The organism is Reyranella sp., from assembly GCF_965229815.1.
Lineage (GTDB): Bacteria > Pseudomonadota > Alphaproteobacteria > Reyranellales > Reyranellaceae > Reyranella.
Genome location: NZ_CBDDJN010000006.1, coordinates 3,095,978 through 3,122,156 on the forward strand (window position 1 = coordinate 3,095,978; position 26,179 = coordinate 3,122,156).

Below are 26,179 nucleotides of genomic sequence, written 5' to 3' on the forward strand. Positions count from 1 at the left end.
ATCCCATGTCGAACCGCCTCATCCCGTTCTGCGCCGCGGCGCTCGCCGCCCTGTCCCTCGTCGCCACGTCGGCGCGCTTCGTCCAGGCGGAAGGTGCGCCGCCTGCGGCTTCCGCCTCGGGCGTGATCACCAATCAAAGCGCCTACGGCCTGGACGAGACCGTGGCGCGCCTGAAGAAGGACATCGCCGCCCAGGGCATCACCTTCTTCCAGGAGATCGACCAGTCGGCGCTGGCGGCGAAGGCCGGCATCACGCTGCGCCCCTCGATCCTGCTGGTCTTCGGCAACCCGCCGCTCGGCACCCAGTTCATCACGGCCAACCCCCAGGCCGGCCTCGACTGGCCGGTGCGGATGCTCGTCTATCGCGACGAGACCGGGACGGTGAGGGTCGCCTATACCGACTTCGGCTGGATCGCCCGGCGCCACGGCGTGGCCACGCGCGACGCCCAGTTCAGGATGGCGTCGGAGGTCGCGGCCTCGATCGCCGGCAGCGTCAGCGGACGCTGAGCCATCGGAAGAGGCCCACCGTCGTGAGCAGCCCGAGCGTGACCAGGCAAAGTCCCGCCACCTGCAGCACGCTCGGGATCTCGCCGACCAGCGGGATGCCGACCAACACCGAGACCGCCGGCACGATGGCCGGGAACAGCACGGCGCGGCTCACGCCCAGCAGCATCACCGCCTGGCTGTAGGCGACCATCGTGACCGCGCCTTGAAGCCCGCCCTGCACCAGGCCCTGGACGGCGAGCAGACCGAGTGGCAGCGCCATCAGATGGGCAACGCCCATGACCGCGAGGTAGGCGGGCGTCGAGATCGCGAAGGACAGGACCGACACGACCGCGGTCGCGCGCAAAGCCGGCACGCGCCAGTGGCGCAGCAGCAGGGTGAAGCCCGCCCACAGGACGCTGGAGGCGAAGAACAGAAGGTCGCCCAGCCACGCCTTCTCGCCGCTGGGCTGCGCCAGCCCGTCCCATCCGATCAGCACGATGCCGCCGAGCACGATCGCCGCGCCCGCCAGATGGTTGCGGCTCAGCCGTTCGCGCAGGAAGAACGCGGCACCGATCGTGCTGACGATCGTCACCGTCGAGGGCGCGATCACCGCGCCGTGGGCCAGCGGAGCATAGCCGTAGCCGCCGGTCTGCAGCAGCGCGAACGGCGCGCCGCCCAGTACGGTCAGAACGAGCGAGCGACGCCATCCGATGCCCGCGAGGTCGCGCACGCCGAAGCGCAGCAGCAGGGGAAGCATGATCAGCCCCGCGACGATGAAGCGGGCGAAGATCATGTCGACCGCCAGCAGCCCGGCGAGGATGCCGGCGCGCGCGCTGGCGAAGCTGAGCGACGCGCCCAGCGCCATGACCGCGCCGCAGAAGAAGCCCCAGCGCTCGCGTTTCGCCACGCGCTGCGAATCGATTGTCGTCATCGCCCCGGCGCTAGCACGGACCGCGCCAGCCGCCCAAGAATTTTGTAGCGCTCGTTCCAAAATGGGTGTCTGATGCGCCATGGCTCGACTGAAGGCCTTCGACGAGGCTCGGGCGCTCGACGCTGCCGTCGACTGTTTCTGGGCGCGTGGGTTCGAGGCGACGTCGGTGCGCGACCTCACCGAGGCGATGGGGATCGGCGGCGCCAGCCTCTACAACGCCTACGGCGACAAGCGCGCGCTGTTCGCGCGGTCGCTCGAGCGCTATGCCGACCGTTCGATGCGCCAGCGCATCGCGCGCATGGAGACCGGGCACCAGCCGCGCGCGGCGATCCGCGCCTTCATCGCCGAAATCATCGAACGCTCGCTCGACGACCGTGACCGCAAGGGCTGCCTGCTGGTGAACTCCGCGCTCGACGTGGCGCCGCACGATGCGGAGATCGGCAAGGTCGTCGCAGGCTATCTCGAGGAGATCCGCGCCTTCTTCCGCCGCAACGTCGAGGCGGCGCGCAAGGCCGGGCAGATCCCGCGCCAGGCCGACGCCGATTCGCTGTCGAGCCATCTGCTGGGCGTCGTGCTCGGCATCCGCGTACTGGCGCGCACCGGCGCCGCCCGGCCGATCCTGGAAGGCGTGGCCGCGCCCGCCCTCGACCTGCTGGAGAAGCGGAGATGATTGCCCATCTCAACGAGAAGACCCTGAAGGACCTGCCCGACGCGGGACCGGTGACGATGCTGAACCTGATGCGCTTCCGCGAGCGCTCGCTCGACGGAAACGGCAGCGGCTGGGACGCCTACCTGCGCTACAGCGCCCTCGCCATCAGGCAGATCAAGGCGCGCGGCGGCACGATCATCTGGACCGGCGACGCCGAGGCGGTGGCGCTGGGCGAGGCCGATCGGCACCGCTGGGACTATGTCGCGCTGGTGACCTACCCGTCGCGCGCGGCCTTCCTCGACATGATGGGCTCGTCCGAGTACGCGGCGGCCAATGTCGAGCGCGAGAACGGCTGCGCCGACCACGCCATCGTCGCCGTCCGCGAGACCTACCGGAAGTTCGATCGACCCTGAGGGAGAATCCGATGTCACTGTCCGAAAAGCTCGCCGCCACCCGCGCCGCTTCGGAGAAGCGCATCCCGCCCGATCGCGCGGCCATCATGGAGCGGGCCACCGAGGATCTCCGGCGCTCCGGCATCCTCGATCGCATCGTGAAGGTCGGGGCGGCGATGCCCGCCTTCGAGCTGCCGGGCTACGACGGCCGCCGCGTCTCGTCGGACGAACTGCTTGCCGGCGGCCCGATGGTGCTGTCCTTCTTCAGAGGGTCGTGGTGACCCTATTGCCGGCATGAGCTGGACGCTCTGCAAAGCATCTACACGGACATCCTCGGTCTCGGCGCCTCGCTGATCGTGATCTCACCCGAGCTGCCGGACCGCATCGCCGACATGGCGTCGAAGCAGAAGCTCGCCTATCCCATCCTGTGGGACGAGAAGTCGGCGGTCGCCGAGGCGTTCGGCCTCGCCTTCGTCCTTCCCGAGGACCTGCAGGAGGTCTATCGCGGCTTCGGCAACGACCTCGCGGTGCGCAACGGCGATCCGTCGTGGCGCCTGCCGGTGCCGGCGCGCTTCGTCGTCGACGGCCAGGGCATCGTCCGCGGCGTCGAGGCCGACCCGGACTACCGCTTCCGGCCGGAGCCCGAAGCGACCCTCGAGGTCCTGCGCAAGGTGGTGGCCGCCGGCTGAGCAGGCCGGCGGATCTGGGAGGAACAGTCATGGTCAAGCGTCTCGGCGACATGCCCGAAGTGGAAGCCCGGCATCTCGCGCGCATCGAGTGCCCGACCTACGAGGACACGCCGCCGCTCGCCGGCAAGCCGCTGGCCGAGCGGCGGGTCGCCATCATCTCGACCGCCGGTCTGCACCGGCGCGGCGACCGTCCCTTCCGCCCGGGCGACGGCAGCTACCGCGTGATCCCGGGCGAGACGCCGGGCGCCGACCTGGTGATGAGCCACATCTCGGTCAACTTCGATCGCACCGGCTTCCAGCAGGACCTCAACGTCGCCTTCCCGATCGACCGGCTGCGCGAGCTGGTGGCGGACGGCACGGTGGGATCGATGGCGTCGGTCCACTATTCGTTCATGGGCGCGTTCCCGCCCGAGGCCGCGCGACCGCATGCCGAGCACCTGTCGGGCCTGCTCAAGGCCGACAGGGTCGATGCCGCCCTGCTCGTCCCGGTTTGACCCGCCTGCACGCGCGCCGTGGGCGCGCTCGGCCATTTCCTGGAGCGTGCCGGTATCCCGACGGTGGGCATCAGCCTGGTGCGCGAGCATACCGAGACGATCCGCCCGCCGCGCGCCCTGTGGGTGACGTTCGAGCTCGGCCGCCCGCTCGGCATCCCCGACGACGCGCCGTTCCAGCGCCGCGTCGTGAAGGCGGCGCTCGACCTCCTGCAGCGGACCGACGGGCCGCTGATCGCCGACTATCCCGAGCATGTCGCGGAGGAGGCCGACTTCACCGGCTGGGCCTGCCCGATCAATCTGGCGCCGGCGTCGGTCGACTCGCTGGGCGCCGAGATCGACCGGCTGGCCGCCTGGCACGACCGCGCCGTTGCCGCGCGCGGCCGCACGACGGTCGGCGTGTCCGGCCTCGACATGCCGGCCGCCGGACGGCTGGTGACGGATGCGCTCGAGGGCGAGCTGCCGCCGGCGCAGGCGCTTAAGGAGGCGATCGACGATCTCAAGGCCTACTACCTCGAGGCCGCCACGTCCTTCCCCGACCCCGGATCGTCGCGGACCCGCAAGGCCTGGCTCTGGGAGGAGACCAGGCTCGCGAGCGTGCTGCTGGCGCTGCAGCCGAAGCTCGCCGCCAGCGAGGATCCGCAGCACAAGGTGCTGGGCAACCTCACGCTGATCCCGGCGACCGAGCGCCATCGCCTGGGCTGAGCGGCGCTGGGACCAGGTTCCACGGGGTCGCGGCGGAAGGGAGCGCAACGAGTGGCGGCGTCGTGCGTTGTCGCCGAGGCAAAGCCTGCGCATCCCCCTGTCGCCCCTCTCCTGCTCCCTCTCATGACCGATCTCCTCGACGAATTCGGACGGCCGACCTGGCTGGACTTTTCTGTCATCGCGACGCGGCTGCTCTTCGCGGCGCTGCTGGGCGCGGCCATCGGCTTCGAGCGGGAATGGCGCAATCGTCCGGCCGGGCTCCGCACCCACGTCCTTGTGTGTGTCGCGGCCGCCACCTTCGCCGTCCTGGCGATCGAGATCGTGCACGCGCCGGTCTTCGACCGGGAGGGCATCCGCACGGACCCGTTGCGCCTCGTCGAAGCCGTGACGGCCGGCGTCGCGTTCCTGGCCGCCGGAACGATCGTCCTGACTCGCGGCCAGGTCCATGGCCTGACGACCGGCGCCGGCATGTGGCTGGCGGGCGCCGTCGGCCTCGCCTGCGGGCTTGGCCTCTGGCAGATCGCCGCCTTCTGCACGGGCCTCGTGGTCGCGGTGCTGAGCCTCCTCCAGGTGCTCACGCGGAAGCTGGAGCTCGTAAAGGAGACCCAGGAACCCGCCGCACGCGATCGGCAGGACGACACTTAGCAGAGGCGTTACTCCGCGGGATGGCCGCGAGCCATCAGGGGGCGCTCGATCCCGAGCAGGCGGTCCGCCGCGGCGCGCACGAGCCGCCGGCCAGGGCGCTCGACCAGCTGATACATGCCCGTGGCCAGCGCGGTGGCCATGGCTGAAGCGATGACGAAGTTGACGGCCTGCGACGCGGCGAGACCGAGGCTCCAGGTGTCGGGCGTCCCGGAGAAGCCCATGTGCGGCGTCAGGAAATGGAACAGGTAGAGCGAGTACGAGACCGTTCCCACGAACACGATCGCGGGTCGCGAGAGAAGCCAGTTGGTCGGCGTGCGGCTGGTGCAGCCCATCATCACCAGCGCCGTCGCCACGGACACCAGGAGCGCCTGGTCCAGGGCGCCGACCGCATGGCCCGAGGCGACGAGCCCGTAGGCGAGGACCAGCGCGAGGCCGCCAGCGGTGCTGGCGGCGGACTGCATGGCGGCGGGTACATGTCGGCGCAGCCGGCACGCCACGACGCCGAGGGCGAACTGCATCGACACGCCGTACGGCGACCCCAGGAAAAGCCAGTGTCCCCAAACCCCCTCGTTCCAGTCGGATGCCACGACAGGGTGGAGTTTCCAGGCTTCGTGGAGGAGCAGCCAGGTCGAGAGCAGGAACAGCGGGGCGAGCACGGACAGCCTCAGCCGCCAGCGCGGCAGCGCCGCCACGACCGCGGCGCCGATGGCGAAGCCGACGTAGAGGCCGGCCTCGACGCTCAGGCTCCAGGCGACATGGAAATGATCGTCGACCGGCACCATGCCGGCCAACCGCACGGGGAACCAAGTGTAGACCAGCAGCAGGCGCGACAGGACATACTCGCGCACCTGGTTGTCTCCCAGATCGTGCAATGCCGGCGTGCGCAGCAGGATCACGACCGCGAAGACCAGGAAGGCCGGATACAGGCGCGCCACCCGGTAGAGAAGCAGACGCGCCGTGAGAAAGACCGGTCGGTCGCGCCAGTCCCAGTCGCCGTAGCTCAGGGTGATGACGTAGCCGCTCAAGGTGAAGAAGATCGCCATGCCGATGCCGGACGTGCCGGCAAGCTGTTCCAGCAGCGGCTGCGGTGTCGGCCCGATTCGCGTCCACTTGGCGAAGTGGTCGACGACCACCAGCAGGGCCGCCAACCCTCGCAATCCGGTCAACGAGGGGATCTCGTTGGCGCTGCTCGCAAGCGTCATGTGCGTCGATCGATCGTCGAAAGCATCGCGGGCAACGGGACGGAGACAGGATCGTTGCGGCCGGGACATCCGATCTCCCCGCCCCGTGAACCCGTGCCTCCCACCCCGGGATCAAGATCCGCCAAAGGTTTCTCGCCGGAGACGTCCAAGGCGCTGGCCGGTGTCGTCGGCCTCCCCTGTGGGCTCATCTCTGGCAGATCGCCCCCTTCTCCAAGGGCCTCGTCGCGGCGGATGGTTAGTTGCAGACGGCTGGGCCGGCGCGTCCGGCATCGGCCTGATCCCCGACCCGCGCTCGTGTAGACTGTCTCGACAAGCAGGCGACGAGGAGGTTGGGGATGCAGATCGGTATCACGATGTTCGCGACGGACTATGCGATCCCGCCGCAGGAGCTGGCCGTCGAGGCCGAGCAGCGCGGCTACGAATCGCTGTGGTTCCCCGAGCACAGCCACATTCCGACCAGCCGGCGCTCGCCGTGGCCGGGCGGCCCCGATCTGCCGAAATGGTACTACGACACCTACGATCCGTTCCTGGCGCTCAGCGCCGCCGCGGTGGTGACGAAGACCATCAGGCTCGGCACCGGCGTCTGCCTGGTCGTGCAGCGCGATCCCATCTACTGCGCCAAGGAGGTGGCGACGCTGGACCGGCTCTCCGACGGCCGCTTCCTGTTCGGCATCGGCGGCGGCTGGAACGCCGAGGAGATGGAGGACCACGGGACGGTCTTCGCCACGCGCTTCAAGCTGATGCGCGAGCGCATCGAGGCGATGAAGGAGATCTGGGCCAGGTCCAAGCCGAAATATGCCGGCGATCTGGTGAAGTTCGACGAGATGATGCAGTGGCCCAAGCCGGTGCAGAAGCCGCATCCGCCGATCATCGTCGGCGGCGGCTTTCCCCACGGCGCCCGGCGGGCCATCGCCTATTCCGACGGCTGGATGCCGATCGGCGGCCGCGGCGGCGACACGCTCGCCATGTTGCCGCCGTTCCGCCAGCTCCTGAAGGAGGCGGGCCGGCCGGAGTCGGAGGTGCCCATCACCATCTTCGGCGTCGGCATGGACGGCGATGCGCTGAAGCGCGCCCGCGACGCCGGCGTCTCTCGCGTGGTGTTCGGCGTGCCGCCCGAGGCGCGCGACAAGGTCCTGCCGCTGCTCGACAAGGGCGCCGCGCTGATGCGCGACGCCTGAGGCGATCGCGGCCGGCGCTTCGCGCGCAAGGCGTGCCGTCGTTCGGCGCGCCGCTCGCGCGTGCCAGCCCGCCTCATCTCATGCCGCTCTGGCGGCTCGTCGGGTTTCGGTCCGACAGGCCCGGTTTCGAATCGTCCGGCGCCGCTCATCGTCGGAGCGGCGGCCGTGCGTTTTCTCACAGACCCACATCGCGTCGCGTGATCTGCTCTGCCTGCCATATCACGCGTCGACATGCACGCATCAGGAGTATCCGGAAGAGTAAAGCAATGCGCTGATGTAGCGAGGCTGACGCCGCTGGGGGGCTGGTCGGATGTCGGGCGATCGAGGCTTTTCGTTTCCCATCACCGCGATCAGCGTTGCGGCGCTGCTCGTGTCGGGTACCTACCTGGCTCCGCACGCGCTCGAGGCGCTGCGGGTGACGGAGTCCGATGCGGTCAAGGTCAGGCTGGCGGATCCGCCCGTCGAGGCGCGCCTGTGGGAGGATCCCCTTGCCGCCCTCGTCCGCCATCGCGCGAAGCTCAGGGAGGGCTGCCCCGACGGAACGAAAGGGGCGGCCGCCCGGGATCCTCGCTGCACGGACGGCAAATGGGGGGCGGACGCGCTGCCGAAGGAACTCTGGGCCAACGACGCCGACGTGACCCTGATCGCCGCCTTGCTGCCGGGCACGGGGTTCGTCGGCGTCGAGGAATCGCGCCGACGCCTGCGCCATGCCCTGCTCGCCGGCCTGGGCGCCCGGGAGTTCGTCCCTGACGACAGCGAGGGCATGCGCCTGCTGTCCATTTGCCAGGCGTTCAACCCCTGCAAGTCGGAGCCGGACCCGGCAAAGACGCCGACGGAGCCTCCCGCGCCGGCTGCGCCGTCCGTGTCGTTTCGTAGCGCGCGGGTCGAGGTTGTGGTCTCGCTACACGGGCGAATTCCGACGACGACCGACGCGCCTGCAGCCGGGACCGCCTCGCCGCAGGGACGGGAAGCGACGGTAAAGTCGAAGACCCACGCCTTCGACATCGCCTTCGAGACGCTGAGCGCGGGCGGGCAAGGTCGGCCCAGGCACGCGGTGGTGCTGTGGATCGACGACACGAAGTTCGGAAGGCAGTGGCTCAGCAGGCTGGCAGGCCTGCTGGATGCGGTCTCCTCGCCGGGCGGATCGAACGTGCGGTTGCGTGTCGTGGGGCCCTTCAGCTCCGACAAACTGGTGGATGCGCTGGCCGACGACTATGGCTCGATCTCTGCCGAGCAACGGTCGGCGCTGGCCAACCTGCAATTGATCAGTCCCTATTCGACGGCATCGGCAGAACAGCTCCGGTCGGCAGCGGCGAAGCGCCTCACAGCGGCCTCGCTGTCGGTAGACGTCACGGAGCCTTTCGCTTCCTGCGCTGGCGGAGCCGTCGACTGCATCGACGAGGCCTTCAAGGAGAGGTTGGGAACTGTTGGGCAGGTGCGCCTCGGGCCCGTCCCGGACGAAAGCATCCTCGCCGAACCCTTCTTCGTCCGCACCATTGGCCGCGACCTCCGCCAGATCGACCTCCTGGTCAAGGAGTTGCGCGCCCGCGGTGTGGACGGTCGCGAGAGCCACCGGGTTGTGCTGCTGCGCGAGTGGGACTCGATCTATGCCCGCAAGTTCGCCGAGGACCTGAAGGTGCGGCTCGCCGAGGAAACGGAAGGGAAGATTGAACTGGAAATCCACTCCTACCTGCGCGGCCTCGACGGTGCCACCGCCGACGGCGCGCCGAAGCTGCAACGGCTGGTGCCGCGTGGCGACAAGGATCGCGACGACCGCAAGGCCAGGGTGGAGGTCGAGTGGCCGGAAAGCCGCGATCAGCGCGACTATGTGCGCCGCCTAGTGGCCGAGATCGAGGAGGGGCCCCGGCGGGACGACCGGACGAAGGCAAAAGGCAAGGTCATGGCGGTCGGCATGATCGGCGCCGACGTCCACGACAAGTTGATCCTGGCCCAGGCGTTGCGCGCGGCGTTCCCCGACCGCGTGCTCTTCACCACCGATCTCGATGCGCGGTTCATGCATCCCGAAGTCCTGGGCTACACCCGCAACCTCATCGTAGCATCGAGCCTTTCCCTGGTTCCCGACCCTGTCCCGACCGTCGGCATCGCACCGTTCCGTGAGGCCTACCAGACCGCAGTCTATCGCGCTGCCTACTATGCCGTGGGTTCGCCGTCGGCCGCTCCGCCCGAGCCGCGTGGCCGCTTGTTCGAGATCGGCGGCGATGGCGCGGTCGAGCTCGACATGGACGAGAAAGTCTCGAAACCGGAGTCGGAAAGGCGCCTCCGATACGCGCTGGTCGCGCTCGGCGCCCTGGCGGTGCTGGGCTGGGTCATGCTGTTCGGCAAGCCGGCGCCGGCCATGAAGACAGCGTTGTCGAGAGACGAAGAGGTCGACGAAGTGCCCAACGGCCCGTCGACCGGCCTGCTGTCCGGCCTTCAGGCCGCGGCCTGGGGCTTTGCGCTGGGCGTGGTCGTCGAGCTGGGATGGCCCGGCACGGTCGGCCTTTTCCGGGCGCTGGTGCTCGCGGCCGCACTGGCGCTCGCCTTCTGGTCGGTCGTCTATCTCATGCGCCGCGTCGGCCGAACCGCGGGTTGGTACGTGGCGGCGCTGGTCGGGCTCGTCCCGTTGATTCTGATCGCCGCGCTGGCCTCGTGGGCCTGGACCCTCCTGCCGCCGCTCGACCCCACCGGCGCGCGTGAGCCACTCGCGCCGGGCAGCGGCATCAGCACCTGGCCCTCGCAACTTTTGCGTACGCTGGGCGTCGTGCTGTTCGCCTGGTTCCTCGACTTCGCCTGGAACGGCAGCACCGCGGCCGCCCGCACGATCGACCGGAGCTACTTTGCGGCCGGGCCCCGTTCCGCGCCCTTCACGTTCTGGCGGCTCAACCCGGGCAAGGAGCCGCACGAGATCGGCGGCGACGGATTGTGGTTGAGCTATCGTGGCGTGCTCGGCAACTGGCCGCGGCTCCTGCGTATGGTCCTGTGGTTCGGGGCTGTCTTCGTCGTCCTCGCCGGGGAGGGGGCGATGCTGGGGGGCGAGACGCCGGAACTCCCGGCACGCGGCGTGGACGATCGCCGCCTGTTCCTGATCACCACGTACCTGCTCGTGTTCGGCACGGTTTTCCTGCTCATGCTTGTGGCGGATACGACGGTGCACACTTGGCGCATCGTGGCCATTCTGAAGAAGGGCCGCACGGTCTACCCCGGCAGCACCGTCTCTTCCTACTGGACCCGGCTCGGGCTGCGCCCCCTGCAGCCGCAGGTGCAGGCCCGCGTCGAGGACCGCGGCGGGAGCAGCGGCGCGCCGGAGCGCAACTCCCTGCTCGACGACTGGATCGATGCCCGGCTGCTTGCGGCGCACACCGAGAAGATCGGGCCGCTGATTTTTTACCCCTTCGTCCTGATCGCATTGCTGATCGTCGCCCGCAGCCGCCGGCTCGACAACTGGGCGCCGGGCGGCTTCGTGATGGTGGCACTCGCGACCTATCTGCTTTGGGCCGTGGCCATGGCTGCGATGCTGAACATCATCGCCGAGATCGCGCGGCGCGAGGCCGTGGACAACATGCGCGCCGACCTTCGCTGGATGGAAGGCCGCGGCAAGCCTTACGAGAAGGTGATTGGCCCCTTCAAGGGCGTCATCGACGACGTGGTCAACCTGCGCCAGGGTGCCTTCGCGCCGTTCTTCGAGCAGCCGCTCGTGCGGGCGATCCTGGTTGCGCTGGGCGGCGCGGGCGGCATCCAGCTTCTGGAGATGGTCGTGTTCGGGCGGTAGGGCGGCCGTCCACGGCAGTCGCGCGCGGGAATGAGAGGAGGCGGAGCCAAAGGCGATTCCACCTCAACGCGTTTCGCCCCGTGGGCCCGCTTCCTGCCGTTCGCGGAGCAGGTCCGTCAGCACCTGGCGCAGCGTCTCGAAGTCGACAGGCTTCTGTAGCAGCGGGCGTTCGGACAGCGATGGCGGCAGCGTCGACCGGTCGAAACCCGACACGAACACGAACGGCACGTCGCGCACCGCCAGCGCCTCGGCCACGGGAAACACCGGCTCGCCGGCCAGGTTCACGTCGAGCACGGCGGCATCGATCTGCGCTTCGTCCGCGATCAGCGCCTGCGCCCGGCCGAGGCGCGGCGCCGGTCCCACGACGACGGCGCCGGCCAGCACGAGGTAGCGACGGAGGTCTTCGGCCAGCAGGTACTCGTCCTCGACGATCAGGATTCGCCGGCCGATCACGGCACCTCCGTCAAAGGGACCGCGATCGTGCAGCGGACGCCGTCCCGCCCCAGCGTGTAGGTGGTCCGGGCGTCGAGCTGGTAGGGCAGCGCGCGCTCGATCAGCTCCCGCCCGTAGCCGGAGCCCGGTTCCGTGGCGGCCGTCGTCGCGCTGTGCTCGCGCCACTCGACCTGCAGCTCGGGTCCCTCCTCGCCGGCCTCGACCTGCCAGCGGATCTCGAGCGAGCCGCCGCCGGCCGCGAGGGCGCCATGCTTCACGGCATTGGTGGCGAGCTCGTGCACGGCGAGGGCCAGCGTCTGCACCTGGCGCGAGCGCAGGCCGATGCCGGCCGGACCGTCGAGCACGACCCGCGGCGATTCTCCCGCGCCGTGCGCCTGCAGCTCGTCGCGCAGCAGCGCGTCGAAGGCCACCCTGTCGCCCTCCCTGAGCTGCGACAGCAGCCCCTGCGCGCGCGACAGCGCCGCCAGGCGGCTCGCATAGAGGGTCTCGAACGCGGCCATCGTCGTCGTTTCCCGCGCCGTCGTCTCGACCAGCGCCTGCACGACGGCCAGCACGTTGCGTGTGCGGTGCTGCAGCTCGCGCACCAGCACCTGCAGCCGCTGCTCGCTGTCGCGCAACGCCTCGTCGGCGCGCCGGCGGGCGGTCACGTCCTGGCCGACTTTCAGGAAGCCCTCGATCCCGCCCGTGCCGTGGATGGGCACGACCCGCCCCTCGATGAAGACGCGCGACCCGTCCTTGTGCTGGTGCCAGCGCACGTCGGGCGCCTCGCCCTCGCGCGCCGCCTGCGCCCTCTCCCGCGCCGGCGCGCCGGTCGCCCGGTCCTCAGGGACGAACAGCACGTCGGCCGGCTGGCCGCGGATCTCGTCCGGGGCCCAGCCGAACACCGCCTCGGCCCCGCGATACCACTCCGCGACCCGGCCGTCGGTATCGATGGTGAAGATGGCGTAGTCGCGCGTGCTCTCCACGACCGCCAGGTGGCGCTCCTCGCTGCGGCGGAGCGCCTCCAGCGCCCGCCGCGTCTCGGCCCTCGGCTCTCCGTCCTCGCCGGTTGCGGCGGTCATGTCGGTTCCTGCGCTGGCTGCGTGCTATGGTGCGAACGGCCGCTCCGGGCCGCGGTTGCCCCGGCCGTTCCGGCCATCGCCGCCCGGAGCCGCGCCGGAAAGGGAGGATCCATGCTGCAGTCCTCGACGCTTCTCGCCGACGCCCTGGCCGACCGTCTCGTCGAGGCCTTCGAGCGCAGCTACGGCGGCTCGGCCCCGGAACAGTCGGAGATCCTGGGCGAGGCGGCGCGCCTGGTGATCGAGCGCCTGTCGCTGAGCGACGCGCTCTACCACAGCGCCGAGCACACCGCGCTCGTGACCCTGGTCGCCCAGGACATCCTGCGCGGCCGGCGGCTGGGCCAGCCGGTGCCCGTCGACATGTGGCTGCACGTCGTCCTGGCCGCGCTGGCCCACGACATCGGCTATGTCCGCGGCATCTGCCGCGGCGACACCCCCGACCGGTTCGTGGCCGGCCTCGACGGCAGCACCGTCACCCTGCCGCGCGGCGCCTCCGACGCGGCCCTGTCGCCCTGGCATGTCGACCGCTCCAAGCTCTTCGTCCTGGAGCGCTTCGCCGGCCACCCGCTGATCGACGCCGAGCGCCTGGCCCGCAACATCGAGCTGACCCGCTTCCCGGTGCCCGACGACGGCGACCATGCCGAGACCGGCACCGAGGCCGGGCTGGTGCGCGCCGCCGACCTGATCGGCCAGCTCGGCGATCCGCTCTACCCGCGCAAGCTGAACGCGCTGTTCCACGAGTTCGAGGAGATCGGCGTCAACCATCAGCTCGGCTACACGACGCCGGCCGACGTCGCCGACCGCTACCCGGCCTTCTTCTGGGCCCGCGTCGAGCCCTATCTCGGCGAGGCCATCGAGGCGCTGGACATGACCGGCGAGGGTCGGCAGTGGCTGGCCAACCTCTACGCCCATGTCTGCGTCATGGAGCACGGCCGCCGCACCAAGGGACCGCACGCCGCCGCGCCGGGCCGGCCGGGCGGCCTCGTCCTGCGCGAGCTCGGCCGCCTGCGCTGACCATTGGAACGCTGGAGAGAGTAGACCCCGGGCGGCCGCTCAGTCGGCGGCCGTCGCCGCGGCGATCAAGTCCCGGGCGGGCGGGAGATGCGGCAACAGGCACTGGGGATCGATCGGCCGGCGCACGATGGGGATGCGGGCGAGCGGGGACATCCAGGGGATGAACGGCGTCGTCTCCGCCACGATCACCATGCGCGTGTCGCGCGCGTGCAGCAGCAGCCAGCGGGCGACGTCCAGCCCTTCGCTGCGCGCCGGCAGGTTGAGCTCGGAGACGACGACCCTGAACGGTGGCTTCTCGCCGGCCTTGCCCTGGCCCAGCGCCTCCAGCGCGGTGCGCACGCAGCCCACCTGGCAGGATCCGAAGCCCAGGCCGTTCAGCAGGGCGACCAGCGTGCCCGACACGCGATCGCTCGCGACCACGAGCGCCTGCGGACGGTGGACGGCCGTCTGCACCCTCTCGATCCTTCGCCCGGCCGGGATCCTGTTCGACATGACACTACTCCGTGACGCTGTGCGGCCCGTAGCGCTGGCGGACGGTCGGAACCTTGCTGGCTTCGCCGCCGCCCGGCTGCCGGGATTGGCGCCGGACACGCCGGTCCCGCTCCCGCAACGGGAGGGGAACGGCGGTCTGCGAACTCGTACGCGATCGGATACGCATCGAAGCTTCCCTGTTTGACGTCGCCGGCACCGGTCCGGCCTGTTGGCGGGCGAACGACCTCACCACGCAAAAGGCGTGCTTCGGTCACTCCAAGATCACTGGACCCACGCGCCATCATCGCACAGCCGGACGGGGACAGGACCGGTCGGATCGAGCAAGTGCGAGGTCGATTCGCGACCCGCGAGATGTTCATCGTTCATCATCGTCTCGGCATCTTTTTCATCGCCGATGCGACATTGGCGCGATCCATCGGCGGACTCTTCGCGAGAGTCGCTGACGACGTCGCCAGCGGGACGTCGAAAAAAGTCGATGGCATGGGCAACGAACGCCCCAGGGCGTGAAGCTCGACGCGACGTCGCCGCTCGAGGTTCGTCGCTCGACGATTGTCGTCGATTCGGCGCGTCGACGAAGCGGAAGAGAAGAGCGCCGGTGTCTGTCGCGGAGAAACGGTGCAGGAAGGCTGACCCATTCGCGACCCTCGCGCTTGTCCGAATCCGCGCGGCCTCCTTCGGCGCTAGTATCGCGGCGGGGCGGAAGTTCCGACGGTGCATTGGGTGGTGCCGGATCGGAATTCCCGGCGAGCGGCCGAAAATCGCTGTGGGAGGCGATGGCGATGCTGGTGTGGGCCAGTTGCCTGATGACGTTGCTGCTTGTGGGGTTGACGAGGCGTGCCATCGCGCGGGGCACGCTTCGTCCCGCTCGCTTCTGGCTGGTGGCGGCGGTGCTGTGCCTCGCGCTCGCCCTGGCGGGCGTGGGGAACGCACCGTCTTCCGCCCACGGCCTCCACCCTGTCGCCGAACTCGGCGACGACGGGGACTGATTTCTGCCGGATCGCCGCGTTGCCGGAGCGCGGACCGTTCTTCCGCGGCGCGGCCCGGTCTGCTTCAGTTCGCCCGGTTGTACTTGCCGATCACCAGGTGGGCCTTGCCCCATTCCTTCCGCGGCAGCGTGTAGGTCTTGGGCGGATTGTACTGCTTCACCGTCCAGCTCTGCTCGTTGACCCGCACCAGTCGCTTGATCAGCACATAGCGCGTGCCGTCCTTGTCCTCTTTCAGGAACACCGCATCGTCGCCCGGCGACACCGAGGCCGACGGATTGACCAGCAGCAGGTTGCCGCGCTCGTACGCCGGCTCCATCGAATCGCCCGACACGAAGCAGCCATAGGCCTCGCGCACGCCGGCGAGCTGCGCGTCGCGCGGGATCCACGCCACCGGTTCGCTCGACAGCACCATGGCGCCTTCGCTGCCGCCCTGCGCCGACGAGAAGACCTCCAGCGGCGGGCGGGGCCCGGAAGCCGCTGCCGCTGCCGCGCCGCCGGCGGCGCCGCCACGCCGCGAGCTGACCTCGGCGAAGGCGAATTCTGGCGACTCCTCGCCGAAACCCTCCGGCGGCCGCTTGTCGCCTCGATTGCTCTGCAGCCACGTCACCGACACGCCGAGGGCTTGGGCGAGCTGCACGATCGACTTCGGCGCCGTCTCGCCGCGCCGCTCGATCTGGGCGATGCCGCCCTGCGTGATCGGATAGCCCACGCGCGTCACCCGCCGCGCCAGCTCGGCCTGCGACCAGCCGTGAGCCTCGCGCTCGCCCTTCACCCGTTCGCCCAGTGTCGACATGTCTGCACCGCCCATCTTGCAACAACGGTCATTATGAAGCAATAACTGACGTCATGTCAACGCGGCGGCCGCACCGCATGCCACGCGGCGCGGCGGTGCCGGGACCCGGCGCGCGCCCCTTCAACGTCATCGGAAGAAGGGCCGGCACCCAAGGCCGTGCGACCGGTTCGTCGATGACCGTGAGGCCGCCGTCATTGCCTGCAATGTCGTCAGTGCTGGCGACGGCGTCCCGGTGCCGCGGCCTGCCGTCAAAGACTGGATCGAGACTCCGCGTCGGCCCGGCATTACCCAGTCCCCATGCTGGAGCCGCTTCCCGTTCAGACCTTCGGCGACATTGTCCGTCATGGACTGGAGCTCCATGTCTATTGCGCCCGTTGCTTCGCGTTGCGCCGAATCGATCTCGAACGGCCGGCACTCCTCGACCGCGGCTTCGCGACCTCCCGCTTTCGCTGCGCACGCTGCGGCGCCCTGGGCATGCCCAAGGTGCGGCCGCCGGCACCGCTCCCGGTGGGCGGCCCGCAGATGCTCGCCTTCCTGTGGTGCGATTTCTGTCTGTGGCAGATCGATCATGTTCCGGTGGACCGCCCGCCGTGGTCGCGGCAGAGGCCCTACCGATGTCCCGGTTGCCGGGGGACCGTGAAGTGGCACTTCGCCGGCCCGACGTGGCGGCCGGAGAGGGCCGAGCCAAATGATGAGAAGCCGGTCAGGGGCTTGCGAGCCCAAGATTGAGCATCGTCAGTTCGGCGGCGCGCACATCGACGTCTATGCGGACATTTACCCATGCGGCTGGGTCAGGGGTTGGCTCCAACGGCGGCATCAGGAGCGGCCCCGTTTTGATCGAAAGTTCGCTGATGAGATAGTCGTCTTCGAGCAAACAATAGAGTGGGTCCGGCAGGTTGCCCGGGGGATCACCCTTGTCGCTGTCGAGCGGTCCTCTCAGGCCGTCTAACAGAGTCTTGATTCGGTTATCGAGATCCCCCGCATTGTTGACGATGTTTCCAGGCTCATCGCCTCGGAGGATCTGAATATCGAGCGCCGCTAGCATCTTTACTTCGGCGACTACGAGAGGAACGACCCGTCGCTCCTTAATTTCACGTGGGAACCAGGAGACGAGGGTAGACCGTTCTGATAACGGCGGCCGCTTCCAGAGAAGGGCCAGTTGTGCGCTAACAACTCGGCGAATAGCCCAGATTTCGGGGGCTCGACGGACCTTTGTTCGATAGTCATTGCCGTTCGACGAGTGCAGTTCCCCATCATACCGCAGCGTAAATTTCATCGCGGAAACCTACCTTTCCGGGTCGGAGGGCATTTCGACCGCACCCTAGACATAGCACACACACTCCACTGCTTGATCAATAACGGCCGTTATGTCATCGTTCCAGTCATGTCCTCGGGTGCATTTCCAAGTCTTCTGCCGAAGCCAGTCCTGCCCGGCTGTTTGCCTTGCTTTCGGCCGATCGAGACACCATCACCAGAAGCGGCACGACTGCCACCTCGCCGAAAGCGCTGGGACGCTCGCTGTGCCGAGATCCTGGCCAGCGACACCAGCCGGTCCAATGCCGAGGTCGCCGCGCTGATCGAGGCGGCGACCGGGCTGCGCTTCAGCGTATCCGTGATCTCACGCCATCGCAGCACGCTCGGTCTCGACGCGCCCCGGCACAATGACTGGACCTCGCCGCTGCGCCGCTGGCAGCCCTGGCAGGGGCACGCCGCGCGCCGGCGGTAGGGAGGGCTCGGGGCGCCCGCGATGCCCTTGACTCCTTGGCGCAATCTTGTGGCCTATCCCTGCCGATCGTCACCACCCGAGGATCGGCACCATGGCCTCACCCGGCCGCCCCACGCGGTACACGCCCAACGCCTGCGACGTCGCGCGCCGCGCCTGCATGCTGGGCGCCACCAATGACGAGCTGGCCGGGCTGCTCGGCATCAGCCGCGCCACCCTGCACAACTGGATGGACCAGTATCCGGCGCTGAGGCAGGCGGTCGACGAGGGCAAGCTGCATGCCGACGCACAGGTTGCCGAGAAGCTCTACCAGCGGGCCATCGGCTACCAGCGCCCGGCCGTGCGCTTCTTCGCCAATCCCGATGGTCCGCCGACCGAGATCAACTACACCCACCACCACGCGCCCGACACGACGGCCGCCATCTTCTGGCTGCGCAACCGCCGCCGCGCCGACTGGCGCGAGCAGGTCGAGCACCGCCACAGCACCTCGCATGAGCTGCTGGTCATCCTCGAGGCCGCGCGGCTGCGGGCGCGGCCGGGGCTTCCGATCGACGACAAGGCCCTTGCCCTGCTGGCGCCCGGTTCGCAGGCGTCCGCCGGACCCACGGACCTCGACACCGCATGGGGGAAGGGGGAGGTCGATGACCACGACGCCTGACGCCCCCGCCGAGCTGCATCGGGACATCGGCGCCTTCGGCCTCGATCCACTGGGTTACGTGCGCTTCGCCTTCCCCTGGGGCGTGCCGGGCACGTCGCTGGCGGCGGAGACCGGTCCGGAGCCCTGGCAGTGCGAGCTTCTGCAGGCTCTGGGGGAGGGCCTAGCCCGCGCCGGCGGGACCGACGCGGCACTGGAAGCCGCCGCCGTCCGCCTCGCCGTCGCGTCGGGCCACGGCATCGGCAAGTCGGCCCTGGTGTCGTGGATCATCCTCTGGGCGCTCTCGACCATGCACGACACGCGCGGCGTGGTCAGTGCCAACACCGAGGCGCAGCTGCGCACCAAGACCTGGCCCGAGCTCGCCAAGTGGCACGGGCTTGCCATCAATCGCGACTGGTTCGCCTACTCGGCGACGGCGCTGCAGTCGGTGCTGCCGGGCCACGAGCGGACGTGGCGCGTCGACTGCATCACATGGTCGGAGAACAATACCGAGGCCATTGCCGGCCTGCACAACAAGGGGCGCCGCGCCTTCGCCCTGCTCGACGAGGCCTCGGCCATTCCCGACGCCGTGTGGGAGACGATCGAGGGCGCCCTGACCGACGCCGGCACCGAGCTGTTCTGGTGTGCCTTCGGCAACCCCACGCGCAACACCGGCCGCTTCCGCGAATGCTTCGCCGGCGGACGCTTCGCCCATCGCTGGCGTCACCGCCAGATCGATTCCCGCTCGGTCGGCATGACCGGCAAGGCGCAGATCGCTGAATGGGTGAAGGACTACGGCGAGGACTCCGACTTCGTGCGCGTCCGCGTGCGCGGCGAGTTCCCGCGTGCCGGCTCGATGCAGTTCATCGATGGCGAGCGTGTCGACGGCGCGATTGCCCGCGAGCTGGTCGAGGACCCGACAGCGCCCCTCGTCATGGGCGTGGACATCGCCCGCCACGGCGCCGACCAGACCGTGGTCCGCTTCCGCCGTGGCCTCGACGCCCGCTCGATCCCGCCGGTCAAGTTCCGTATCCCCGACCTGATGCTGATCGCCAGCCGCGTCATGGAGCTGGTCAACGGCCACCGGCCGGATGCAGTCTTCATCGACGGCACCGGCATCGGCTGGGGCGTGCGCGACCGCCTCGCCCAGCTCGGCTGCCCCGGCCTGGTCGGCGTCGACTTCGGGGCGAAGGCCGACAGGACAGACGGCATCACGGCGCGATACGCGAACAAGCGGGCCGAGATGTGGGGCCTGATGAAGGATTGGCTGGCGGCCGGCTGCCTGCCCGACGACCGAGACCTCGCCGCCGACCTGACCGGCGTCGAATACGGCTACGACGCCTCCGACGCGCTGCTGCTGGAGCGCAAGGACGACATGAGGAAGCGCGGGCTGGCGTCACCGGATGATGGGGACGCAATGGCGCTGACGTTTGCCCATCCGGTGTATCGGCAGGATCCAGCGGAGGAGCGGCGAATCGAGGAGAAGATCCAGCGGATGAAGCGGCGCTTCTTGTGACAGCGGCACAATCGGTTGCTGTGGCTCGATCAGGCCCCTTCAAGGGCTATTGTAGCACTGCCACATCATCGCAACCCGGTTAGGTCCGGACGGATGGGCCACATCTCCAGGATTGTTCGCGAACATCTGCATAAGCAAGTTGAACGCTTGCGGCGGAAACCAACCTTGCTGTTTGCCTGTCTTTACTGACCAGCAATCCGCAGCGACTTCGTTTGCACCCACTACACTGTGTCCACACTCATGCCCAACCCAATACAATTTCAGCACCGTTGGCAGTTGATTGAGCACCATCGGGTTCAATCGGATGACGCCCATTCCGTTGTTCATCCCAACGTCGGGGAGCGTCGGATCTAGTACGAATGTGTTTGCGCCGCAGACAATTGGAAACCCATCTACGGAGAAGGTTCCTGGCGGGAAGACCTGCGCCTTCGACTGCGTAGTTGATAGGGTCGAACCTGCGAACAGGAGGACCGCTGCAATCCGCCGAAAGATGTTGAGCCTATAGCTCACTGGCGCTTCCATGCACGGCCGGATTCCATAGCGGACTACTTCAGAAATAGCCGTAGGAAGGGCCTGCTCACTTGCTTGCCGGAAGCGTCACGGTGGGACTCGCGGTCACATTGCCGTTGACGCCCACGCCGCCAGTCGCGTTGCCGGAATTACTCTTCGCTGATCCGCCGCAACCGGCAAGCGTAATGCCTATTGCGCAAGTGATGGTAAAGAACAGCGCTTTCATGGAATGTCTCCGTCTACATCGCAGTGCCGGCGATCGGCCCATACATTGAGGGGCAGTAACACGCCAGACCCTTCGCCAACGTTCCTGGCAACATGCACATGCCGAACGGAGTACCGCAGCGATTGGCTAGGTCCGTTTTTACTAACGTTACTGGAATAGATAGGCCCGTGCCTCCAGTTGGATTTCCGCCATCGCTATTCGCATCGCCGCCACACGCAGTTAGGTTTACGCTTACAAACAGCGCTAGAAGCACTGAAAAGCTAACAATGAGCCTTGCTGGCGCAGGAAGAGACGACATTCCTTTGCTCATTCCTCAAACAGTTGAGGCAGCTTCAGATTACTTCTCTGAATAGTAAAGCAAACAAAAGTTGCACGAGTCAAGCGACATCTCTTCAACCAAAGACGTAAATGAACGTTTCCGGTGACCGTTCGGCAGATGCGTTGTGTTAACCTCTTTCCGCGCTTTTGGGATCGCCATAACTGCCTCCCAACTGCTGTCATGGGCACTCCAAGTGCGCTTGACTCCTTGACGCAATCTTGTGGCCTATCCCTGCCGGCTCCACCGAGGACCGGCCCGTGCCTCCTGCCTCTTCTTCATCGCGCTCGCTCTCCGACGCCGACCTGCTCTCCCTCCTGCGCCGCGAGGAGCAGGCCGCCGCCGGCTACCAGGACTCCGCCCTGTCGGCCCACCGCCAGCAGGCGATGGCCTACTACGACCGGGAACCCTACGGCACGGAGGAGGCCGGCCGGTCCCAGGTCGTGACCTCCGAGTTCGCCGACGCCGTCGAATCGATCATGCCCGGCCTGATGCGCGTCTTCACCGGCAGCGACTCGCTGGCCACCTTCGCGCCGCTGGCGCCGGGGCAGGAGCGGTGGGCCCGCGAGGCGAGCGACTACGTCCCCCATGTCCTGATGCGCCAGAACGACGGTTTCCGGATAGTCTCCGGGCTGCTGAAGGACGCCCTGATGCATCGCCTGGGCGGCGTTGCCGTCGACGTCGAGACCGAAGAGGACACCACCGTCGTCCCCCTGCAGGACTTGCCGCCCGACGCGGTCGACCTGCTGATCGCGGCCGCCGAGGGGCAGGGCGCCTCGGCTGCGGTGGATGCCGAGGCGGCGACGCTAGCGATCACCCGCCCGCGACGCCGGGTGGTCGTCGAAGGAATCGCCCCCGAGGACATCCGCTTCAGCCCAGCCGCCCGCGACGAGGACTCGGCCTCCTTCGTGGGCTTCGTCAAGCGTGCCTCGGCATCCGACCTGGCCCGGCTCGGCCTGTCGCCCGGCGAGATCGACGACCTGCGCTCCGATGGCAGCGAGACCTCGGTCGAAGAGGCGCAGCGGACCGACGGCCTGGTCGGAAGCGACGCCCGCGCCCTCGACGGGGACAGCGAGCGCCCCCTCTGGCTGGTCGTGGCCTGGATCCGCGCCGACGACGACGGCGACGGCATCTCCGAGCGGCTGCGCGTCGTCTACACCCATGCCGGCGGGACCGCGGGCCGGATCGTCGAGCGCGCCCGCTGGGAAGGGCCGGCGGGCGTGGCGCTGGCGACGCCCATCCTCATGCCGCACGCGCTGGTCGGCCGCTCGCTGTTCGACCAGACGAAGGACCTGCAGGAGCTGGGCTCGGTGCTGACGCGCGGCCTGCTCGACAACCTCTATGTCGTGAACCAGCCGCGGCCGGTCATTTCCGACCAGGTAAACATCGACAGCCTGATCGACTGGGTCCCGGGCTCCCCCGTCCGCCTCAAGCCCGGCGCCCGGCCCAGCGACAACCACGTCACCTGGCTGCAGGTGCCCAACATCACCGGCGGCGCCCTGGCGGCGCTGGAGCACTTCGCGACCGTGCGCGAGAATCGAACGGGGGTAAGCCGGTACAACCAGGGCCTCGATGCTGAAAGCCTCAACAAGACGCTGGGCGGGCTCGACCGCATCATGTCGGCCAGCCAGCAGAGGCAGGACCTGATCGCCCGGGTTTTCGCGGAAACCGCCATCAAGCGGCTGTATCGCCTGATCTATCGCGCCATCAAGCGTGCTGCCACCGGGCCGATTTCCTATTGGACGGGCAAGCGCGATCGCTTTGCCTCGTGCGATCCCAGCCAATGGCCCGACGAGCTCGAGCTGTCGGTGGATGTCGTCGGCATTTATAACCGTGAGCAGGCCCTGGGCCACCTCGCGACCATCGGAGGCCTGCAGGAAAAGCTGGTCGCGTTGCAGGGCGGACGTGCCAACGGCCCCTTCGTGACAGCCGAGAATATCGCCGCCGCCGCGCAGAAGCTGACCGAGGTGCTGGGTTACAAGACCGCTGGCCTCTTCTTTGAGCCACCGGACCAGGTAGCGGCGGCTCAGGCAGAACCAACGCCACAGGCAGTTGATCCGGCGCTCCAACTGGCCCAGGCTCAAATCGAGATACAGCGCGAGCGGGCGCGAGCGGAGATCGCAATTCGCCGCGACAAGACGCAGGCCGACATCGCGATCGCTGCGTTCAAGGCTCGGCAGTGGGCTGAAATCGAATGGAGAAAGGCAGCTCGTGTGGCTGGGTAGTGCCCGTCGCTCGATCCGCCGCGTCCGCGGGTACCGTAAGAGAGTTTCTAGCCGACCTCTCGGTGCTCTGGATGTCGAATACTCAATTCCCGCGAATAGCGACCGAGGCCAGAGTCTCCCCACCGTGACCGGCTCAGCGATACCTGTATGCCGTCAACCACGAAGGCCTCCGGCTCGGCGGCCAGAGCACCGACGTAGGCCGTTGTCGCCCGTTCATCCCCCAATGCTTTGGTAAGCAAAGTCCGTGCGCGTTCATCGAACGCACGCTGCACTTCCCCTGTGTCACTCTTCTCCGAGCCATCGACTTCGAGACGTAGCCGCGTTACCGCCCGGTCATTGCCATTCAGGGAATAAGAAGCCCGGTCGGTCAAAACTTCTTTGTTCAGCTGCACCGACGGCGTGTGTGCGAACCAGTCACTTCGAGTACGGTGATAGTCGTCGGTGACGAGGCCATACTCTTTAAGAAAAAGCCGCGCCGCGTACGGCGACCAACCCTCCGCATGCGAAACGGCAGGCGGATTCTTTTCGAGCCTGAGGAGATTCTTGATTTCGCGAATAGCGGTATTGATGCCCTGTTTGTCAGTGATGTCGCGCAGCCAGATGTCCCGCGCGAGGCGTCGCACACCGTCGATGTTCCAGCCGAAGGCGACCAAGGCCCTCCATCGTGCATAGCGGGCAATGGGGGCCTGAACTGGCCGTACTCGGAGAGAGATGAAGGCTTCCTCGTAGACCAAGAAGACAGCAAGTAGGAAGATAAATGGTACGAACATTAGCCAAAGTAGCAAAGGCAGTCCGAACTCGCGCAGTGTCGTCAACGACCAGAATGTAGTGACGCTGCTAGCAACCAGCCAACAGCTGACCCCAAAAATGACGAGACCTGTAGTTATCTGGAGCCCGCGCAGCAGCTTCAGCACTTGGGGGATGCCGGGCTGGTCTTTCTGATGTTCAGCAACGGTCGTAAGTACGGTAAGGAGCGCCAGCAGCGGAAGCATGAGAACTTCGATCCACAGCGGGAAGCTTACCAGCTCGACTACAAATAGGATAACGGCAGAGAGCTTGAATGCATCACGCACGAGCTTGCGAAGTATATTTGGTTTGTCCTTGAGCTGGACTGCTTCGAAGACGCTGCCGAAACCAACCGAGAGCCACCACAGCAGCGTTGATTTAAGATTTGGCCATTCCCAAAGGTTCAACTTCGCGAGCAGCCAGACACAGACCGCTACGTAAAGGGACATGAGCAACCAAACGAATGCGAGCTTTGGTACAAAGAAGGCCCGCACAACCCTGAGCGCGAGAGGGCGTCCCTTTCTCCACAGCAACACGGCGACAAGCGCCAAGCTCAGATAGACTAGGGCGGCAATCTCGCGATTGCTCAGCTCAATTCTAAAGTCCCCAGGTAAAGACATATGCTAACCCGCACCCCACGGGCGACGACAATTGCCCACTTCTCTTGTGTTGGCTAGAACGGGAAGCCTCCGTTGTTCTATTTGCGGTCAAACAAAAGTGGGAGTTGAAGGGTAGAGAGATTGGCCCTTACACTCAACCGGCGCTAAACATGATTGCTGAGGACAGTATTTAGGCAACTCATGCGGAAGAAAACCAATCGGGGCCTGCCAATCGCCCGCCTACTGATGGTCGTTAGCAGCTTGGCGCCACTGTTCGTGCTATGGGCTATCCGTGGCGCGTCACCAGTCCCGGATTGCTACTGGATCGGAGGCTGCCTTGCGCTCGCCGTCCTTCCGACAATGGCGCTGATCGGACGTTGGCTCGTAGCCATTCGCCGGAATGATCACCGGATCCTGATCGTCACCGCTGCTCGGGACCATAGCGATCATCTCTTGATCTATCTCTTCACGATGCTCTTGCCGCTCTACGCCGCCAACTTAACGAGTACGCGTGAATTGATCTCTGTGGCCACTGCCTTTGTATTCATCGTTTTTCTCTTTTGGCACATGAATCTTCATTACATGAATCTCGGCTTCGCGATCCTCGGCTTTCGAGTCTACACCATCGACTTGAAGGGCGCGGACGGGGGCGAGGGTCGGTTTCATGTCATACTGCTTTCGAAGCGAATGAATTCTCCGCAGGCAGGAGCGCTAATCCACGGCCTGCGCATTAGCGACACTGTCTACGTTGAGAAGGCGTCGGCCCATGCACCCTGACTTCAATTTCAACCACATTGTGTCAGTTGAGTTCTGTGTAAACCTTAGGGACACGAACGGGCAAGGGACCAACTACTTGGTCCCGACTGACCGCTCCGTCCAAGACGCCCTAAGCCAAGTATTGGAGGCTACAACGGTTGCTCTAGCGCCGAACGATGGGAGCTGGCCAACGTTCGAATTCTCTGAGAAGTATGCCTCAAGGGAGAATTTGCGCGCCGATCTGTCGGCCGGTGAGATGGCAGTAGTCAAGGCGCTGTACGACGATGAAGGCTGGCCTACTAGCACCTCCGCACTCGCCGATCCGGCGCATCTGGTTTACTACTTCGGTGTTTTCCGCGACGATAAAGACCGCAAGTTGTTGGGGGTTCGGAAGGCAACGCAGTTCAAGGGAGCCTTTAAAGGTCGCTACGTGTCGATCATCGACGATACGTTGCGCATGGTCGCTGACAAAGTCTTCAAGCTCGATAGCGAATTCGACTTTCTCGTTAGCGCGCAGCACGTCTACATACTCCATCCAACCGCGTTCGAACACATTGCAAGAGTTGAAGCATACGCGGCGGAGCGCGCCAAGGAAAAGACATTGGCGCTTGGCAGAGTCGTGACGTTTGTCGATTTCGAGGCACTTGCCGATTACGTGGAGAAGCACAAGCGAGCCGCGCGATTGGTTGCCGCTCTAAGTGTTCGTGGCGACTTGGGCACCGTGACCAAGACCATGTTTAAGAGGGCCGCGTCGCAGACCGGTGTTGTCCTTCGGCGGGCGGGCGACAAGATTGTGCCCGCTAAGGGAAGCGAACTTGGCTGTCTCGAGATACTGGACCATCGGCGGTACACTACTGCGCTGCGGCCAGGTCCTAAGCTTGCCTTCGTTGCGAGTAGCCGACGCCCGATCAGTCACTAGCACGGCGGCATGGCTTGCCCTTAGACCAGGAGCCCCA

General features: G+C 67.1%; 29 protein-coding genes and 1 pseudogene. 20 read left to right on the forward strand and 10 right to left on the reverse strand.

Going from position 1 to position 26,179, the window contains the following annotated elements; translation table 11 throughout:
* The first annotated feature begins 5 nt into the window (after positions 1 to 5).
* Positions 6 to 506, forward strand: a complete 501-nt coding sequence (locus ACO073_RS26195; protein ID WP_422001686.1) for a DUF302 domain-containing protein — start codon at positions 6 to 8, stop codon at positions 504 to 506.
* On the opposite strand, the gene ACO073_RS26200 is transcribed toward ACO073_RS26195, so the two are convergent.
* Positions 493 to 1,416, reverse strand: a complete 924-nt coding sequence (locus ACO073_RS26200; protein ID WP_422001688.1) for a DMT family transporter — start codon at positions 1,414 to 1,416, stop codon at positions 493 to 495. The genes ACO073_RS26195 and ACO073_RS26200 overlap by 14 nt on opposite strands.
* Positions 1,417 to 1,495: 79 nt before the next feature.
* Here ACO073_RS26200 and ACO073_RS26205 point away from each other — a divergent pair, with 79 nt between their 5' ends.
* The 7 genes and pseudogenes from ACO073_RS26205 (at position 1,496) to ACO073_RS26235 (ending at position 4,987) form a co-directional block, all read left to right on the forward strand.
* Positions 1,496 to 2,086 (forward strand): TetR/AcrR family transcriptional regulator, encoded by a 591-nt coding sequence (locus ACO073_RS26205; protein ID WP_422001690.1) that lies wholly within the window; start codon positions 1,496 to 1,498, stop codon positions 2,084 to 2,086.
* The gene (locus ACO073_RS26210) at positions 2,083 to 2,478 is read left to right on the forward strand and encodes a DUF1330 domain-containing protein (protein WP_422001692.1); all 396 of its coding nucleotides are present in this window, start codon (positions 2,083 to 2,085) and stop codon (positions 2,476 to 2,478) included. The genes ACO073_RS26205 and ACO073_RS26210 overlap by 4 nt, the downstream gene beginning before the upstream one ends.
* An 11-nt stretch (positions 2,479 to 2,489) precedes the next feature.
* Positions 2,490 to 2,738: a hypothetical protein gene (locus tag ACO073_RS26215; RefSeq protein WP_422001694.1), complete on the forward strand. Its 249-nt coding sequence runs from the start codon at positions 2,490 to 2,492 to the stop codon at positions 2,736 to 2,738.
* 12 nt (positions 2,739 to 2,750) lie between these two features.
* Positions 2,751 to 3,146, forward strand: a pseudogene (locus ACO073_RS26220) (redoxin domain-containing protein); the annotation flags it as partial.
* Between the two features lie 29 nt (positions 3,147 to 3,175).
* Positions 3,176 to 3,640, forward strand: coding sequence for a glycine/sarcosine/betaine reductase selenoprotein B family protein (locus ACO073_RS26225; protein WP_422001696.1), 465 nt, complete (start codon positions 3,176 to 3,178; stop codon positions 3,638 to 3,640).
* Positions 3,641 to 3,658: 18 nt separating this feature from the next.
* Entirely contained in the window at positions 3,659 to 4,342 is a 684-nt protein-coding gene (locus ACO073_RS26230) for a hypothetical protein (protein ID WP_422001698.1), read from the forward strand.
* A 123-nt stretch (positions 4,343 to 4,465) separates the two neighbouring features.
* Complete coding sequence (locus ACO073_RS26235; protein ID WP_422001700.1) at positions 4,466 to 4,987, forward strand: MgtC/SapB family protein; 522 nt, start codon at positions 4,466 to 4,468, stop codon at positions 4,985 to 4,987.
* A gap of 8 nt (positions 4,988 to 4,995) precedes the next feature.
* On the opposite strand, the gene ACO073_RS26240 is transcribed toward ACO073_RS26235, so the two are convergent.
* Positions 4,996 to 6,189, reverse strand: a complete 1,194-nt coding sequence (locus tag ACO073_RS26240) for an acyltransferase family protein (protein ID WP_422001702.1) — start codon at positions 6,187 to 6,189, stop codon at positions 4,996 to 4,998.
* Positions 6,190 to 6,524: 335 nt separating this feature from the next.
* Between ACO073_RS26240 and ACO073_RS26245 the strand changes: the two genes are divergently transcribed.
* Together ACO073_RS26245 and ACO073_RS26250 are read left to right on the forward strand one after the other, a co-directional pair.
* Positions 6,525 to 7,367, forward strand: a complete 843-nt coding sequence (locus tag ACO073_RS26245; RefSeq protein WP_422001704.1) for an LLM class F420-dependent oxidoreductase — start codon at positions 6,525 to 6,527, stop codon at positions 7,365 to 7,367.
* Between the two features lie 310 nt (positions 7,368 to 7,677).
* A complete protein-coding gene (locus ACO073_RS26250; protein WP_422001706.1) occupies positions 7,678 to 11,136 on the forward strand; it encodes a hypothetical protein in 3,459 nt (1,152 codons plus the stop codon).
* A 63-nt stretch (positions 11,137 to 11,199) separates the two neighbouring features.
* On the opposite strand, the gene ACO073_RS26255 is transcribed toward ACO073_RS26250, so the two are convergent.
* The gene (locus tag ACO073_RS26255; protein ID WP_422001708.1) at positions 11,200 to 11,589 is read right to left on the reverse strand and encodes a response regulator; all 390 of its coding nucleotides are present in this window, start codon (positions 11,587 to 11,589) and stop codon (positions 11,200 to 11,202) included.
* Positions 11,586 to 12,650 (reverse strand): sensor histidine kinase, encoded by a 1,065-nt coding sequence (locus ACO073_RS26260; protein WP_422001709.1) that lies wholly within the window; start codon positions 12,648 to 12,650, stop codon positions 11,586 to 11,588. Before ACO073_RS26260 ends, ACO073_RS26255 begins: the two co-directional genes overlap by 4 nt.
* 111 nt (positions 12,651 to 12,761) lie before the next feature.
* Here ACO073_RS26260 and ACO073_RS26265 point away from each other — a divergent pair, with 111 nt between their 5' ends.
* Positions 12,762 to 13,661 carry a metal-dependent phosphohydrolase gene (locus ACO073_RS26265; RefSeq protein ID WP_422001711.1) on the forward strand — a complete coding sequence of 300 codons (900 nt, stop codon included), beginning with the start codon at positions 12,762 to 12,764 and terminating at the stop codon, positions 13,659 to 13,661.
* A gap of 39 nt (positions 13,662 to 13,700) precedes the next feature.
* On the opposite strand, the gene ACO073_RS26270 is transcribed toward ACO073_RS26265, so the two are convergent.
* Complete coding sequence (locus tag ACO073_RS26270; RefSeq protein ID WP_422001713.1) at positions 13,701 to 14,153, reverse strand: hypothetical protein; 453 nt, start codon at positions 14,151 to 14,153, stop codon at positions 13,701 to 13,703.
* Positions 14,154 to 14,504: 351 nt separating this feature from the next.
* Here ACO073_RS26270 and ACO073_RS26275 point away from each other — a divergent pair, with 351 nt between their 5' ends.
* Both ACO073_RS26275 and ACO073_RS26280 read left to right on the forward strand, forming a co-directional pair.
* Entirely contained in the window at positions 14,505 to 14,660 is a 156-nt protein-coding gene (locus tag ACO073_RS26275) for a hypothetical protein (protein ID WP_422001714.1), read from the forward strand.
* Positions 14,661 to 14,926: 266 nt separating this feature from the next.
* Positions 14,927 to 15,139, forward strand: coding sequence for a hypothetical protein (locus tag ACO073_RS26280; RefSeq protein ID WP_422001715.1), 213 nt, complete (start codon positions 14,927 to 14,929; stop codon positions 15,137 to 15,139).
* A 64-nt stretch (positions 15,140 to 15,203) separates the two neighbouring features.
* On the opposite strand, the gene ACO073_RS26285 is transcribed toward ACO073_RS26280, so the two are convergent.
* Complete coding sequence (locus ACO073_RS26285; RefSeq protein ID WP_422001717.1) at positions 15,204 to 15,932, reverse strand: XRE family transcriptional regulator; 729 nt, start codon at positions 15,930 to 15,932, stop codon at positions 15,204 to 15,206.
* Positions 15,933 to 16,229: 297 nt separating this feature from the next.
* On the opposite strand from ACO073_RS26285, the gene ACO073_RS26290 reads away from it, so the two are divergent.
* Complete coding sequence (locus ACO073_RS26290) at positions 16,230 to 16,661, forward strand: hypothetical protein (protein ID WP_422001719.1); 432 nt, start codon at positions 16,230 to 16,232, stop codon at positions 16,659 to 16,661.
* Here the strand turns inward: ACO073_RS26290 and ACO073_RS26295 are convergent.
* Entirely contained in the window at positions 16,636 to 17,208 is a 573-nt protein-coding gene (locus tag ACO073_RS26295) for a hypothetical protein (protein WP_422001720.1), read from the reverse strand. The genes ACO073_RS26290 and ACO073_RS26295 overlap by 26 nt on opposite strands.
* 72 nt (positions 17,209 to 17,280) lie before the next feature.
* Between ACO073_RS26295 and ACO073_RS26300 the strand changes: the two genes are divergently transcribed.
* The 3 genes from ACO073_RS26300 (at position 17,281) to ACO073_RS26310 (ending at position 19,805) form a co-directional block, all read left to right on the forward strand.
* Positions 17,281 to 17,658: a hypothetical protein gene (locus ACO073_RS26300; protein ID WP_422001721.1), complete on the forward strand. Its 378-nt coding sequence runs from the start codon at positions 17,281 to 17,283 to the stop codon at positions 17,656 to 17,658.
* A 91-nt stretch (positions 17,659 to 17,749) separates the two neighbouring features.
* Positions 17,750 to 18,313, forward strand: a complete 564-nt coding sequence (locus tag ACO073_RS26305) for a hypothetical protein (protein ID WP_422001722.1) — start codon at positions 17,750 to 17,752, stop codon at positions 18,311 to 18,313.
* Entirely contained in the window at positions 18,297 to 19,805 is a 1,509-nt protein-coding gene (locus ACO073_RS26310; protein ID WP_422001724.1) for a terminase, read from the forward strand. The genes ACO073_RS26305 and ACO073_RS26310 overlap by 17 nt, the downstream gene beginning before the upstream one ends.
* 39 nt (positions 19,806 to 19,844) lie before the next feature.
* Here the strand turns inward: ACO073_RS26310 and ACO073_RS26315 are convergent, their stop codons facing one another.
* Both ACO073_RS26315 and ACO073_RS26320 read right to left on the reverse strand, forming a co-directional pair.
* Positions 19,845 to 20,315: a hypothetical protein gene (locus ACO073_RS26315; RefSeq protein WP_422001726.1), complete on the reverse strand. Its 471-nt coding sequence runs from the start codon at positions 20,313 to 20,315 to the stop codon at positions 19,845 to 19,847.
* A gap of 67 nt (positions 20,316 to 20,382) precedes the next feature.
* Positions 20,383 to 20,541, reverse strand: coding sequence for a hypothetical protein (locus ACO073_RS26320; protein WP_422001728.1), 159 nt, complete (start codon positions 20,539 to 20,541; stop codon positions 20,383 to 20,385).
* A gap of 576 nt (positions 20,542 to 21,117) precedes the next feature.
* On the opposite strand from ACO073_RS26320, the gene ACO073_RS26325 reads away from it, so the two are divergent.
* Complete coding sequence (locus ACO073_RS26325) at positions 21,118 to 23,082, forward strand: portal protein (RefSeq protein ID WP_422001730.1); 1,965 nt, start codon at positions 21,118 to 21,120, stop codon at positions 23,080 to 23,082.
* A 47-nt stretch (positions 23,083 to 23,129) separates the two neighbouring features.
* Here ACO073_RS26325 and ACO073_RS26330 read toward each other — a convergent pair whose 3' ends face one another.
* A complete protein-coding gene (locus ACO073_RS26330) occupies positions 23,130 to 24,419 on the reverse strand; it encodes a hypothetical protein (protein WP_422001732.1) in 1,290 nt (429 codons plus the stop codon).
* Positions 24,420 to 24,668: 249 nt separating this feature from the next.
* On the opposite strand from ACO073_RS26330, the gene ACO073_RS26335 reads away from it, so the two are divergent.
* Positions 24,669 to 25,244, forward strand: coding sequence for a hypothetical protein (locus tag ACO073_RS26335; RefSeq protein WP_422001733.1), 576 nt, complete (start codon positions 24,669 to 24,671; stop codon positions 25,242 to 25,244).
* Positions 25,245 to 25,452: 208 nt separating this feature from the next.
* Entirely contained in the window at positions 25,453 to 26,142 is a 690-nt protein-coding gene (locus tag ACO073_RS26340; protein WP_422001735.1) for a Kiwa anti-phage protein KwaB-like domain-containing protein, read from the forward strand.
* The last annotated feature ends 37 nt before the right edge of the window (positions 26,143 to 26,179 follow it).

Excerpts from the sequence above, each read along its gene's own strand:
- ACO073_RS26210 (WP_422001692.1), top strand. The coding sequence starts at position 2,083 with ATGATTGCCCATCTCAACGAGAAGACCCTGAAGGACCTGCCCGACGCG.
- ACO073_RS26225 (WP_422001696.1), top strand. The coding sequence starts at position 3,176 with ATGGTCAAGCGTCTCGGCGACATGCCCGAAGTGGAAGCCCGGCATCTC.
- ACO073_RS26260 (WP_422001709.1), bottom strand. The coding sequence starts at position 12,650 with ATGACCGCCGCAACCGGCGAGGACGGAGAGCCGAGGGCCGAGACGCGG.
- ACO073_RS26320 (WP_422001728.1), bottom strand. The coding sequence starts at position 20,541 with ATGAAAGCGCTGTTCTTTACCATCACTTGCGCAATAGGCATTACGCTT.
- ACO073_RS26290 (WP_422001719.1), top strand. The coding sequence starts at position 16,230 with ATGCTGGAGCCGCTTCCCGTTCAGACCTTCGGCGACATTGTCCGTCAT.
- ACO073_RS26240 (WP_422001702.1), bottom strand. The coding sequence starts at position 6,189 with ATGACGCTTGCGAGCAGCGCCAACGAGATCCCCTCGTTGACCGGATTG.
- ACO073_RS26205 (WP_422001690.1), top strand. The coding sequence starts at position 1,496 with ATGGCTCGACTGAAGGCCTTCGACGAGGCTCGGGCGCTCGACGCTGCC.
- ACO073_RS26200 (WP_422001688.1), bottom strand. The coding sequence starts at position 1,416 with ATGACGACAATCGATTCGCAGCGCGTGGCGAAACGCGAGCGCTGGGGC.
- ACO073_RS26285 (WP_422001717.1), bottom strand. The coding sequence starts at position 15,932 with ATGTCGACACTGGGCGAACGGGTGAAGGGCGAGCGCGAGGCTCACGGC.
- ACO073_RS26305 (WP_422001722.1), top strand. The coding sequence starts at position 17,750 with ATGGCCTCACCCGGCCGCCCCACGCGGTACACGCCCAACGCCTGCGAC.
- ACO073_RS26235 (WP_422001700.1), top strand. The coding sequence starts at position 4,466 with ATGACCGATCTCCTCGACGAATTCGGACGGCCGACCTGGCTGGACTTT.
- ACO073_RS26275 (WP_422001714.1), top strand. The coding sequence starts at position 14,505 with ATGTTCATCGTTCATCATCGTCTCGGCATCTTTTTCATCGCCGATGCG.
- ACO073_RS26270 (WP_422001713.1), bottom strand. The coding sequence starts at position 14,153 with ATGTCGAACAGGATCCCGGCCGGGCGAAGGATCGAGAGGGTGCAGACG.
- ACO073_RS26265 (WP_422001711.1), top strand. The coding sequence starts at position 12,762 with ATGCTGCAGTCCTCGACGCTTCTCGCCGACGCCCTGGCCGACCGTCTC.
- ACO073_RS26215 (WP_422001694.1), top strand. The coding sequence starts at position 2,490 with ATGTCACTGTCCGAAAAGCTCGCCGCCACCCGCGCCGCTTCGGAGAAG.
- ACO073_RS26335 (WP_422001733.1), top strand. The coding sequence starts at position 24,669 with ATGCGGAAGAAAACCAATCGGGGCCTGCCAATCGCCCGCCTACTGATG.
- ACO073_RS26295 (WP_422001720.1), bottom strand. The coding sequence starts at position 17,208 with ATGAAATTTACGCTGCGGTATGATGGGGAACTGCACTCGTCGAACGGC.
- ACO073_RS26245 (WP_422001704.1), top strand. The coding sequence starts at position 6,525 with ATGCAGATCGGTATCACGATGTTCGCGACGGACTATGCGATCCCGCCG.
- ACO073_RS26310 (WP_422001724.1), top strand. The coding sequence starts at position 18,297 with ATGACCACGACGCCTGACGCCCCCGCCGAGCTGCATCGGGACATCGGC.
- ACO073_RS26280 (WP_422001715.1), top strand. The coding sequence starts at position 14,927 with ATGGCGATGCTGGTGTGGGCCAGTTGCCTGATGACGTTGCTGCTTGTG.
- ACO073_RS26250 (WP_422001706.1), top strand. The coding sequence starts at position 7,678 with ATGTCGGGCGATCGAGGCTTTTCGTTTCCCATCACCGCGATCAGCGTT.
- ACO073_RS26195 (WP_422001686.1), top strand. The coding sequence starts at position 6 with ATGTCGAACCGCCTCATCCCGTTCTGCGCCGCGGCGCTCGCCGCCCTG.